8 protein-coding genes are annotated in these 13,209 nt (G+C 43.1%); 7 read left to right on the top strand and 1 reads right to left on the bottom strand.

Annotation, left to right across the window (positions count from 1 at the left end; genetic code table 11):
• Positions 1-275: 275 nt before the first annotated feature.
• The 4 genes from P4S58_RS08240 to nspC all read left to right on the top strand — a co-directional run bounded on the left by P4S58_RS08240 (position 276) and on the right by nspC (position 9,291).
• Entirely contained in the window at positions 276-3,335 is a 3,060-nt protein-coding gene (locus P4S58_RS08240) for a VCBS domain-containing protein (protein ID WP_337163540.1), read from the top strand.
• A gap of 551 nt (positions 3,336-3,886) precedes the next feature.
• Complete coding sequence (locus P4S58_RS08235; protein ID WP_102968193.1) at positions 3,887-6,772, top strand: pyridoxal phosphate-dependent class III aminotransferase; 2,886 nt, start codon at positions 3,887-3,889, stop codon at positions 6,770-6,772.
• A gap of 13 nt (positions 6,773-6,785) precedes the next feature.
• On the top strand, positions 6,786-8,030 hold the full coding sequence (locus P4S58_RS08230; RefSeq protein WP_337163538.1) for a carboxynorspermidine synthase: 1,245 nt from the start codon (positions 6,786-6,788) through the stop codon (positions 8,028-8,030).
• A gap of 127 nt (positions 8,031-8,157) precedes the next feature.
• Entirely contained in the window at positions 8,158-9,291 is a 1,134-nt protein-coding gene (nspC, locus tag P4S58_RS08225; RefSeq protein WP_102953069.1) for a carboxynorspermidine decarboxylase, read from the top strand.
• A 104-nt stretch (positions 9,292-9,395) separates the two neighbouring features.
• Here the strand turns inward: nspC and P4S58_RS08220 are convergent, their stop codons facing one another.
• Positions 9,396-9,908: a glycine cleavage system protein R gene (locus P4S58_RS08220; protein WP_102985995.1), complete on the bottom strand. Its 513-nt coding sequence runs from the start codon at positions 9,906-9,908 to the stop codon at positions 9,396-9,398.
• A 329-nt stretch (positions 9,909-10,237) separates the two neighbouring features.
• On the opposite strand from P4S58_RS08220, the gene P4S58_RS08215 reads away from it, so the two are divergent.
• The 3 genes from P4S58_RS08215 (at position 10,238) to P4S58_RS08205 (ending at position 13,187) form a co-directional block, all read left to right on the top strand.
• Complete coding sequence (locus tag P4S58_RS08215) at positions 10,238-11,254, top strand: TRAP transporter substrate-binding protein (protein ID WP_102953070.1); 1,017 nt, start codon at positions 10,238-10,240, stop codon at positions 11,252-11,254.
• Positions 11,255-11,320: 66 nt separating this feature from the next.
• Positions 11,321-11,878 carry a TRAP transporter small permease subunit gene (locus P4S58_RS08210; protein WP_337163536.1) on the top strand — a complete coding sequence of 186 codons (558 nt, stop codon included), beginning with the start codon at positions 11,321-11,323 and terminating at the stop codon, positions 11,876-11,878.
• On the top strand, positions 11,871-13,187 hold the full coding sequence (locus P4S58_RS08205) for a TRAP transporter large permease (protein WP_102942454.1): 1,317 nt from the start codon (positions 11,871-11,873) through the stop codon (positions 13,185-13,187). The genes P4S58_RS08210 and P4S58_RS08205 overlap by 8 nt, the downstream gene beginning before the upstream one ends.
• Positions 13,188-13,209 lie beyond the last annotated feature (22 nt).

The following is a 13,209-nucleotide window of genomic DNA, read 5'->3' as shown; positions in this document are numbered from 1 at the left end:
AAAGGTCATGCCTTAGTTTAAGCAAGCTTAGTTTATAAAATAGGATTTTGTGAGTTTAGTTCAAGAAAGTACCAATGATAATTTTCCTTATATATTGAAACCTTAGTTGATGTTTGGTTCTTCACTCTACTAAATGAGTTGAATGTGCAATTAGCCATTACTAATGTTAAAGCATGAAAAACCGCTCACGCAGTGGCGTGTGAACACCTGAGAAGAAGCAAAATGTATAGAGGGTGCTCATACGTGTTATCGATACGCACATAGGGAATAGGCTCATGAATGCACGTACACTCAGCCAGTTTATGTTAGCTAACATAACTTTGGTCATTGATAGGCAAGGTCAAATTCGAGAACTTATCGCTGGTGCTCAGCCTGCTCCCGGTGAGGTTGTTGTTACCGTTGGAGATGGTGCTAATCCTCAAGTCACTGCTCAAGAAGTTTTGGGTGATGAAGGTCAAACCCCACTTAATCTCGATTTTGATGCAGAGATTGCGAACATCATTGCTCAATTAGAGGATGGTGTAGACCCAACATTGAATCCGGATCAGGCAACTGCGGCTGGTGGAACTAATGGTTCTGCTCTGGGCACTAGTGGTACGGTTATCATGCAACTGGCAAGCCTAATTGCTGCAACTGCTTTTAGTACAGAAGGTTTTGCCAGAAGTAGTCTTAGTCAGACAGAAAGTTTGAATGAAGATTTGGTGCAAGATGAGCCGCCAACCATTGCGACAACTCCGTTTGCTGTAGAAGATGTTCCTAATATCCTGCCGGTTTTTACTGAAAGTGAATACACTTCTGAAGACGCAGAAGATGACAATTACTTTGTTGATGATTCTGAAGAAGGTGGAGATACAAACTATAGCTACTATTTCACTTATCAGGAAAATTCACCTACTGGCGCTGTCGTCGGGCAAGTCGCCGCTACTGATGTCGATAGTGATGACGCAACATTGACCTATGAAATCACAAACAATGTTACGGTAACTATAGATGGTGTTGACTACGATGCGTATGGTATCGATAGCAATGGCAACATCTACCTTACCAACGAAGGAGCTCAGGCATTCACTAATGATTTTGAAGATGAATCAGGTGAAGGTGGTTTAGCTGATAACTCACATACCATAGAAGTGACAGTGACTGATATCAACGGTGGAAGTGCAATTGCCACTGTCTATCTTGAAGAGTCGAATCAAGTTAGCGGTTCATATGTTTTAGAAGAAGTTAATGAAACAGATTCACCAGTAATGGTAGATATAGCAGTTCAAGTGCCTGAAGCCGGTGATATTCCTGAGTTTGTTCTCGGTGCATATGCGCCTACGAGTGTTAATCAAGTTGGTGATTTCAGTTTGCCAGATGGCTTTGATAATCCGGAAGATTTCGGTACGTTGACTTATACAGAAAGTGGTTGGAAGTTTGAGGCAAGTGATGCTTTTAACAGCATGAACACTGGTGACTCATTAACCTTATCTTTTGAAGTTACATCAGATGAAGGAGCAACTCACAAAGTTGATGTGAAAATTAATGGTACTAATGATGCTCCGGTCTTTGAGGGGACAATTTATACCGACGCAACTTCTGAGGATGGATATAATCCAGGCAACTCTTTCGACGAAGCTGAAGCTGTTGAAGGAGAAGATCCTACTATTGCGACATATAGTTTTTACTACGACGAAAATAGCGATAAAGATGACGTAATTGGTAAAGTTCAGGCTTCCGATGTTGATAATGAAAACTTGATCTACGCTATCACCGAAAATATTTCCGTCACAGTAGATAATCAAACTTTTGATTTATATGAGATTAACCCCGAAACAGGTGAAATTAGTCTTACGGCCTTAGCTGCTGAGCTGTATGCCAATTACGAAGATGCAGATAATGACCACCAAATTACTGTATCTGTTAGAGATGTATTTGGTGAAGAAGGTAGCGAGACTTATGGTGAACCCGTTTATGCAACGGTTAATTTATACGAACGCAATGTGAACGAGGCTCCGAAAGGTGAAGACTTCACTGTAAGTGTTGGTAGTGAAAGCGATTATATTCAGGTGGTATTTGAAACTGGTGTAAACACTGAGGGAGACCATATTTCGGACGAGGATGTTGATTTCTTCTCGCAAAATCCTACCTATAGAGCTGGCTATGAGCCTGAGTCAGATTCACAGCATGACGCAAACCAAGATTTATACTCTAACCAAACGTTGTCTATTTATTTAACAGCGCTACCTGAATACGGCAGTTTGTATGTTAAAGATGGTGATAGCTACACAAGAATAGAAGACTCTAACTTATATGGTGCTGTTGATGCGACAGCATACGACCCTAATTCTATTTATTACAAAGCTGATGACCCTTCAGACTTTACAATGAGTATTGATAACGTAGAAGAAGCGGGGGCTGGGGTTTATTCTTTTAAACTTGTTAATGGCGCCGTTGTTACAGTATCTGCGACTAGTACGCATGGTGATAATAAAGGTCAGGTAACTTTAGAAACGAATCCTGGGAATTCAGAAAATAACCAAGGTATTGGTTTCGGTGTAGATAGTGGTAATGGTATTGGTAGCGGCGAAACCCTTATTTTTGATTTAAGTGATAATCCTCTTTACTCAGTAGATTTCGGAATCGATGGCTTAAATAGCAATCATATGGCCACCGTAGTATATACCTACCTTGATGGTACCTCTTCAGAGCCATACAATTACGGAAATGGTTCATTAAGTCAAAGCTCCGAAGGGGTCTATTCTGTTTCAGATGATAACCCTATTGTTCGAATAGAGTTTTATCCTTCTGAACATACGAATGATGGTAATTCTGGCTCTAATTATGTTGTTACTTATATATCAGGTGAAGAAGCGGTTGTTAATGACCCTACATTTGAGTACACGGTAGTTGATTCTGAAGGGGCGATGCCTGTAGATGAGGATGATAACGTAGTTACTTACGAGGTAACTTTAGATGTCGAAAACGGGGTCAATATCGTTTATGCAGATACTGGTGACGATACGCTTGAAGGAGATGATCGTTCTAATATCTTCACTTGGCTTGATTCTGCTCTAGATAATAGTACTGATATCATCAAAAACTTTGAGTTTGGGGTCGATAAGGTTGATCTAACCTCAATATTAGATGATGACACAGAAACGACGGACATCAGCGACCTTTTAGGCAAAGTGACTATCAGTTCCGTTGATAACGAAGATGTCGTGTTGACAGTGGAGCATGGAGCTAGTGAGTCTCAAACAATTATCATTGAGGACATATATGCTGATATTGCAGGTATGGAAGCAGCAGATATATTAAATAGCCTTGTAAAAGTGAATACAGAAACAGTATAAATTTTGTGAAAGAACTTACCCCAAGAAGCCCCTGCCAAGCAGGGGCTTTCTTTATCTCGAATTCAGTACCAATTATTTGCTCAATATTATGTGTTTGATTTGTAATAAAGAGCATTATTTTCACATGATTTCATATTGCAAAAAGCCACTGTTTTATGTTAATTTCCGCCCCAATCTCAGACAGAGTTTCTGGGGGATACGCGTAATGACCATTCAGGCTGATTGTGACATTACGTAGGGTAGGTATCAGTAAGTCCTTTTACTGATAGACGGGATACTCTTGCTGTGGGAACAGCATGTGAATGGGATACCCAACATTGATTTCATTTAAACTACAACCACGAATCAGCTTTGTACTTCCAGAATGCCCTGTTTATCAAGACAGCAGCATTACAGAACCTTGAACCTCTGATTTAGTTAATCGTCATCAATCTGATGACCCGTATTCCGTATTTGCTTAATGCATTCGGAATTTTTTGCTATTTGTCATTTCTCTCTTTTACTGACGTGTGGGAAATGAACGGAAATTATTATTTTTCAAGGTGATGAAGATGAGTACAGCCTTTGAAGTCGATAACACTATCGCAACCATTATGTCTAACCAAATTCCAGTACTAGACGGATTGTATGATCTGACTCCGGATGAAGTGTTGCTTGACCAAGCTGCGCATGAATCAGAAGTTCGTTCTTACCCACGTCGTCTACCTATCGCTATTAAACAAGCTTATGGCTGTTTAGTAGAAGATACACGTGGCCAAATCTTCCTAGATTGTTTGGCGGGTGCGGGTACTCTGGCTTTAGGTTACAACCATCCAGAGATTAACCAAGCGCTTAAGCAACAGCTTGATTCTGGTTTGCCATATCAAACACTTGATATTCCAACAAAATCTAAAACTGACTTTATTAAAGCAGTAAAAGGTTTTCTTCCTTCTGAACTTGGTGACGACTGTGTTATTCAGTTCTGTGGTCCATCTGGTGCAGACGCTGTTGAAGCGGCGATTAAGCTCGCTAAACAGACAACTGGTCGTAATACCATGTTTGCGTTCCGTGGTGCGTACCATGGTATGACTAACGGTACTATGGGCATGATGGGTAACCTGAACACGAAAGCTCGTCGTACTGGTTTGATGTCAGATGTTCACTTTATGCCTTTCCCATACAGCCTACGTTGCCCGTTTGGCCTAGGTGGCGAAGAAGGAGCGAAAGCGAGCATTCGTTACATTGAACGTCTTCTGAACGACGACGAAGCTGGCATCATGAAACCTGCTGCGATTATCGTTGAGCCAGTTCAAGGTGAAGGCGGTGTTATCCCAGCTCCTGCACATTTCCTACGTGAACTACGTCGTATCTGTGATGAGCACGGTATTCTATTGATCTTTGATGAGATCCAATGTGGTGTAGGTAAATCTGGCTACAACTTCGCGTTTGAAGAAGCGGGAATTATTCCAGACGTACTATGTCTATCTAAAGCGATTGGTGGCGGTCTACCAATGGCGATTCTGGTTATCAACAAAAAGTTTGATACATGGAAACCAGGTGAGCACACCGGTACTTTCCGTGGTAACCAGCTAGCTATGGTGTCAGGTGCTAAAGCACTAGAAATCATCACTCGTGATAACCTCGTAGAGCACGCAAACATTGCGGGCCAATATCTACGCATGGGGTTAGAGAAAATTCAAAGCCGCGTGAACTGCGTTGCAGAAGTACGTGGTAAAGGTTTGATGTTAGGTCTTGAAATTCAAGATCCAAGCGGCGAGCTAAACAAGTTCGGTGAGCCTAAATCTGCACCGCAACTAACACTGGCTATTCAACGTGCAGCTCTTGAGCGTGGTTTGATGGTAGAGAAAGGTGGTCGTGACGGTTCGGTTATTCGTTTCCTTCCGCCATTGATTATCTCTTTCGAGCAAATCGACTTCGCATTACGTACGCTAGAAGAAGCAATTCTTGCTGCTGGTGGCGGTCATAAAGACCCAGAGCCAAGCAACCAAGAGTGGAAGAAGCACTTCATCCACACAGGTTCAATGGGCAGCGCAGAATTTGCACGTGTAATGAATCACACAACTGCTGCAATGAAAGCGGTATTTGAAGAAGTGAACGCGCCATATTCTGGTATGAATCCAAAAGCGTTGGAAGAAGCCATTTATGCGGTTGATCTTGATAACAAGAACGCGTCACTAAAAGAAGTGATTTCAGACACTGCAGAGCTAGTGGTTAAGAACTCAATTATGGTTCAACACCCTGACTGTATTGCTCACTTACATACACCACCATTGATGCCATCTGTTGTGGCAGAAACGATTATTGGTTCTCTAAACCAATCAATGGATTCATGGGATCAATCTTCTGCAGCGACATTCGTTGAGCAGAAAGTGGTTGATTGGATGTGTGAGAAGTACGAGCTAGGCGCTAAAGCGGACGGTATCGTAACGAGCGGTGGTACGCAAAGTAACCAGATGGGTCTAATGTTGGCTCGTGACTGGATTGCGGACAAACTAAGCGGTCACTCTATTCAGAAGCTAGGTCTACCTGATTACGCAGACAAACTACGTATTATTTGTTCTAAGAAGTCACACTTCACAGTACAAAAATCAGCATCTTGGATGGGTCTTGGTGAGAAAGCGATTCTTGCTGTAGACGCGCTTCCAAACGGCACTATGGATGTAGCAAAACTAGAAGCTGCGGTTGAACAAGCTAAAGCTGAAGGTTTGATTCCATTTGCAGTTGTAGGTACTGCGGGTACGACTGACCACGGTGCTATCGATGATTTAGCGACGATTGCTGATGTTGCAGAGAAACACGACCTATGGATGCACGTAGACGGCGCATACGGCGGTGCGTTGATTCTAAGCAGCCACAAAGATCGTTTGAAAGGCGTAGAACGTGCACAGTCAGTAAGCGTAGACTTCCACAAATTGTTCTTCCAAACAATCAGCTGTGGTGCGCTACTTCTAAACGATAAAAATAACTTCAAGTACCTGCTTCACCATGCAGATTACTTGAACCGTGAGCATGACACTCTGCCGAACTTGGTTGATAAGTCTATCTCTACGACAAAACGCTTTGATGCCTTGAAAGTGTTTATGACGATGCAAAACGTCGGTCCTAAACAACTAGGCGCAATGTACGACCATTTGTTAGACCAAACTCTACAAGTGGCTGATTTGGTTCGTCAGCATAAAGCCTTCGAGCTTTTGGCTGAACCATCTTTGTCAACCGTGTTATTCCGCGCGGTAGACAGCCAAGCGACAGATTTCGATGAGCTTAACAAAGCAGTTCGAATGGAAGCGCTGGTACGTGGTATCGCTGTACTAGGCGAAACCATTGTGGATGGCAAAACTGCCTTGAAATTCACAATCTTGAACCCATGCTTGAAGATTTCGGACTTCGAATCTCTACTGGCTAAAATTGAAACTCTAGCGTCAGAGCTAGCGAAATAAAGGTAACGGATAAATGTCAATTCTACAGATTGGTGCGGGCGGTGTTGGTTGGGTTGTCGCGCATAAAGCAGCTCAAAACAACGACGTGCTGGGTGATATTACCATTGCTTCTCGTTCTATCGGGAAGTGTGAGAAGATCATTGAATCGATTAAGGGTAAAAATAACTTAAAAGATTCTACTAAGAAGCTAGAAGCTCGTGCAGTTAACGCTAGTGATGTTGATTCATTAGTTGCGTTGATTGAAGAAGTGAAGCCTGATTTAGTGATTAACGCTGGTCCTCCATGGGTCAATGTTCCAATTATGGAAGCGTGTTATCAGGCAAAAGTATCTTACTTAGATACATCGGTGGCTGTTGACCTTTGCTCTGAAGGTCAGCAAGTACCAGAAGCTTATGATCCGCAATGGGCTTTCCGCGAAAAGTTCAAACAAGCAGGCATCACAGGTATTCTTGGCGCTGGTTTCGATCCGGGTGTTGTTAGTGTGTTTGCTGCCTATGCGGCGAAGCATCTGTTCGATGAAATCGACACTATCGACGTTATGGACATCAACGCGGGTGATCACGGTAAGAAGTTCGCAACCAACTTTGACCCAGAAACGAACATGCTTGAAATCCAAGGTGATTCTTTCTATTGGGAAGAGGGTGAGTGGAAAACCGTTCCTTGTCATACTCGTATGCTGGAATTCGATTTTCCAAAATGTGGTCCGTTCAAAGTGTACTCAATGGCACACGATGAAGTTCGTTCTCTAAAAGAATTCATTCCTGCAAAACGCATTGAATTCTGGATGGGCTTCGGCGACCGCTACTTGAACTACTTCAACTGCATGCGTGACATTGGTTTGCTAAGCCCTGAACCGTTAACTCTACAAGACGGTACGGTTGTGCAACCTCTGCAAGTTCTGAAAGCCATGCTACCAGACCCGACCTCTTTGGCTCCGGGTTACACTGGTTTAACCTGTATCGGTACTTGGGTTCAAGGTAAGAAGAATGGTGAGCAACGCAGTGTATTTATCTACAACAATGCAGACCACGAAGTGGCTTACAAAGATGTAGAGCATCAAGCAATTGCTTACACTACTGGTGTTCCAGCGATTACTGCTGCATTGCAATTCTTCCGTGGTGAATGGGCTGATTCAGGCGTGTTCAACATGGAACAGCTTAATCCGGATCCGTTCCTAGAAACTATGCCATCTATTGGTTTGAACTGGGAAGTTCTTGAACTTCAACCAGCTCAGCCAGAGATTCATATCCTTAAATAATCCACCTCTTATGAGAGGGTAGATGGATAGTTAATAGTTGAAGACAGCCGTCACTCAGGTGATGGCTGTTTTTTCCATTTTGCGATTGATGAAGTGTTGCTAAGGCAATACGCAGGAAATAAACAAGATGCAAAAGAGTGAATTGAAAACTCCTTACTTTATGATTGATGAGTCAAAACTGATCGCCAATTTGGAAATTGCAAAACGTCTGAAAGAGATTTCGGGTGTAAAACTGGTACTGGCGCTGAAGTGTTTTTCTACTTGGGGCGTATTTGACATCATCAAGCCATACTTAGATGGCACAACCAGTTCTGGTCCTTTTGAAGTAAAGCTTGGCTACGAGACTTTCGGCGGTGAAACTCACGCATACAGCGTAGGCTACAGCGAAGATGACGTTAAAGAAGTGGCAGACATCTGCGACAAGATGATCTTCAACTCACAGTCTCAACTCTCTGCATACCGTCACCTTGTGGAAGGCAAAGCGTCAATCGGTTTGCGCCTTAACCCAGGTGTCAGCTACGCAGGTCAAGACCTTGCTAACCCAGCTCGTAAATTCTCTCGCCTTGGTGTTCAGGCTGACCACATTGATGGTTCAGTATTCGATACGATCAATGGTGTGATGTTCCACATGAACTGTGAAAACAAAGATGTGGATGCTTTCATCGGCCTGCTGGATGCTATTTCAGAGCGTTTTGGTGAATACCTAAACAAACTGGATTGGGTGAGCATGGGCGGCGGCGTATTCTTTACATGGCCAGGTTACGATGTAGAAAAACTGGGTCTAGCGCTTAAAGCATTTTCTGAAAAACACGGTGTGCAACTATACCTAGAGCCAGGCGAAGCGGTAATCACTAAAACCACTGACCTTGTGGTAACGGTTGTTGATATCGTCGAAAACGGCATGAAGACAGCGATTGTTGACTCTGCGACCGAAGCACACCGTCTAGATACACTTATCTACAATGAGCCTGCTTCAGTACTGGAAGCCAGTGAATCTGGCGAGCATGAATACGTGATTGGTTCATGTTCATGTTTGGCTGGTGATCAATTCTGTATCGCTAAGTTTGATCAGCCACTACAAATTGGTCAGAAGCTTCATATCTTGGACAGTGCGGGTTACACCATGGTGAAACTTAACTGGTTCAATGGCTTGAAGATGCCTTCTGTTTACTGCGAGCGCAGTAATGGCGACATTCAAAAATTGAACGAGTTTGGCTACCAAGACTTCAAACGTTCGCTTTCTCAATGGTCTGTTAAATAAGACTTATCGAGCAATAAAAAACCACCCATTTCTTAAAAGAGAAAGGGTGGTTTTTTTATGCAGCTCAGTTTTATAAGTCAGCTAATCTTATGATTCAAATAAGTTTATGACTCAACGATAACACGAGTATCTTCGCTTAAAGATTCCAGCTCGCTGACCACATCATTCAATTGACGTTCAACAGGTAAACGCACAGCTAAGTTTGCAGTAAATAAGCTAGAGCTTACGCCACCGCCGCCAGCGATAAACACGCGCTGACAATCCATATCCAGAATCTGCACTTCTTGTGCATCAAGAACATGGGTGATCTCGTTAACTACGCCGTAGCGGTCGTTAGAATCAATACGAAGTTGGTAGATTTTATCTTCGAGTTGTACGTGTTCAGCAACATCGACAATTTTTACCAGCAGATCAGGTGTGGCATAAAATGCTTCTTTGACGACATCTGCATTTTCTTCTGGTATTTCAATTTTGATAACAGCAGCAACTTGGTCTTCAATAAAATTCACTTTGCTAATGAGCCACTTACCACTTTTTTCATTTGTCGCAGCGGCCAAAGATTTGATTGTTGAGGGTGTTGCTTTTCCTACGAAACTTACAATAAAGGTACAAGTCATATACGGCCTCCGAACATCATTACAAAATCACTTTTCTATTTGAGTTTAGGCGTTATATGGGTTCGAGACTTGACCAAGGTCAATTTTTTGATGTCGCGATATTCTAATAATTTCATTTATTTAACCCTCTGCACATTTGTTCAGAGCAATACCCGCCAAACCTGTTAATGGCTTCCTTATAAAAATAAGAAGTTTGTTAATTAATGTTTAAATCCTGTGATCATCCGCATAGACTTTTAGTAACAGTTACCGGTAACATTAAGGCTCAAGGTTACCGGTAACATAAAAATATAATCCGGTATTTACGTGAAGCAAATAAGGATAGACAAATGAAAGCTATGACGAGAACGCTTATCGCTACTGCTGTGACGGGCCTAGTGTCCATGTCAGCGATGGCGGCTGATTTCAAACTGAAAATTCAGTCTTCAGATCCATCGGGTGACCGCAATTTCCAAATTCAGCAAGTATGGGCAGATAACGTTGAAAAAATGTCTGGTGGACGTATCGACATTGACTTGTTACCTGTTGGTGCAGTGGTAAAACATACAGAAACTCTAAGCTCAATCAAAATGGGTATTCTTGATGGCCACGTAACTGCTACTGAGTTCTTCTCTGGTCAAGATCCAGCATTCGGCCTATTAGGTAACATGGTTGGCGCTTGGTCTGACACGACTCAACTTCTTCAATACATGAACTACGGCGGTGGTAACGAGCTTCTAACTGAGCTTTACAAACCTTACGGCGTTAAGTTCGTTGGTGCATCGACTACGGGTGTTGAATCTCTCGTTTCTAAAAAGCCGCTTGATAGCGTTGCTGATCTGAAAGGTCTGAAACTACGTGCTCCAGAAGGTCTGGTTCAACAAGTTTTTGCAGCAGCAGGTGCAACTCCAGTTAACCTACCGGGTTCAGAAGTATTCACTGGTCTAAGCAAAGGCGTTATTGATGCAGCGGACTACACAGTATTCTCTACAAACCAAAAAGCGGGTATGAACGATGTAGCGGCTCACCCAGTTCAACCTGGCTTCCACTCTCTACCGCTGATCGATATCTCTATTAGTCAGAAGAAATGGGACAAGATGCCTGAAGATTTGCAACAAATCCTCAAGACATCTGTACGTGATTTCTCTTACGACATTACAACACAGTTAAAAATTGCTGACCAAGCGGCAGTAAAAGAAGCGAACGCGAATCCAAACATCACGATTCACAACTGGTCTGATGAAGAGCGCAAGAAGTTCCGTTCTATCGCTCGTGAACAATGGAAAGTATTTGCTGAGCGTTCACCAAATGCACAAAAGGTTTACGAATCAGTGACTACGTTCCTAGAGAAGAACGACCTACTGTAATCGAAGTACTTCCTTTATTTAGAGAGGGTGTTTTGGCCCTCTCTCATTTCACTAAAAGAGTTCGTTATGAGCGAGAATAAGCTACAGGCTACATCACACCTTGATGATCAGCCAAAGAATGCATTAGACCGAGCAATCATACGTATCGGAAACACCCTTAGCTTGCTGTTTCTTTTGACTGTTGCGATTTCTTTCTACGAAGTTGTTATGCGCTACGTTTTTGACGCTCCAACGACGTGGGTGCATGAAACCGCAGCCTTTATCGGCGGGTGTTTGTTTGTGTTCGGTGGTGTGTATGCAATGGCCTCGAACAAGCACGTTCGAGTGGTTCTTATCTACGACAATGTTTCAAAGCGCGCTAAACACTATCTCAATATGGTTCACCACATTGTCGGTTTGGCGTTCGCACTAATGATGGCTTATGCCTCATATATCACGGTAGAAAGCGCATGGTTTGCACCATGGGGAGAGATGCGTTTAGAAACATCTGGTTCAGCTTTCAACCCGCCTTATCCTGCGCTGCTTAAAGCGGTTATTTTTATCACTTTGGTCATTTTGGTAGTGCAGTTTGTTCTGCATATGATTCAAGAGATTCAAGCCTTAAGGAATAAACACGATGTTTGATTTATCTTCTATTGGTATTGAATGGGGCAGCTTGCTAATGCTGGTCATGATGATCGGCTTATTGCTGACCGGTATGCAGCTTGCGTTTGTTACCTGTTTTGTCGCTATCGTATTTACTCTAGGCTGGTTTGGTGTTGACGCGATTCCTTTGGTCACCAGCCGTATGTATAGCTTTGCATCGGACTATATTTTCTTAGCCATTCCGATGTTCGTATTAATGGCAGCTATGTTGGATCGCTCGGGTATCGCGAAAGATCTGTTTGACGCAATGAAGTCTGTAGGGCGTAAAGTTCGCGGTGGTGTAGCAGTTCAAACGCTATTGGTAGCGGTTTTGCTGGCATCAATGTCTGGCGTTATCGGTGGTGAAACCGTTCTGTTGGGTATTCTGGCTCTGCCACAAATGCTTCGCTTGGGCTATGACCGTAAGCTTGCTATTGGTACAACGTGTGCGGGTGGCGCGCTAGGTACTATGCTTCCGCCAAGTATCGTTCTTATCATCTACGGTATGACCGCAAGTGTATCGATTGGTGATCTGTTTAAAGCGGCATTTATCCCTGCATTTATTCTGGCGGCTTGTTACATCGCTTATGTATTGATTCGTTGTTATATCAATCCTGCTCTGGCACCTGATTTTAGTGATGAAGATTTAGAAGACGACAATAAGCCAAGCTACTTCAAAGCACTTTTCTTCCCACTGTTATCAGTGGCAGTGGTTCTCGGCAGTATTTATACCGGTGTCGCATCTGTAACTGAAGCTTCAGCTCTTGGTGTTGTTGGTATCATGATCAGCGCGGTAATCCGTAAAGAAATGAGCTGGAAGATGCTGCAAGAGAGTGCGATGGCGACAATGCGCACCTGCGGGATGATCATCTGGATTGGTATCGGTGCGAGTGCGTTGGTTGGGATTTACAACCTGATGGGCGGCATCGACTTCGTTGAAGAAACCATTCTTACGCTTTCTGGCGGCAGCGCATTCGCAACACTGTTCATTATGATGGTGATTCTACTCGTACTAGGTATGTTCTTGGACTGGGTGGGTGTTGCACTGCTAACCATGCCAATTTTCGTACCTATTATCACGAATCTAGGATTTGACCCGATTTGGTTTGGTGTCGTGTTCTGTCTGAACATGCAGGTTTCTTTCTTATCACCACCATTTGGTCCGGCGGCATTCTATCTTAAATCGGTAGCGCCAAAAGAAATCAGTTTAGGCGAGATATTCCAGTCACTGATTCCATTTATCTTCATGCAAATTTTTGTTCTGGGTTTGGTCATTGCTTTCCCGCAGCTCGCTATGTGGTGGAAATAAAAGCAACCCATTTTATTGAATT

This window comes from Vibrio sp. Hal054 (assembly GCF_037162405.1).
Lineage (GTDB): Bacteria > Pseudomonadota > Gammaproteobacteria > Enterobacterales > Vibrionaceae > Vibrio > Vibrio diazotrophicus.
This window is presented reverse-complemented; position numbering and strand designations above follow the sequence as displayed.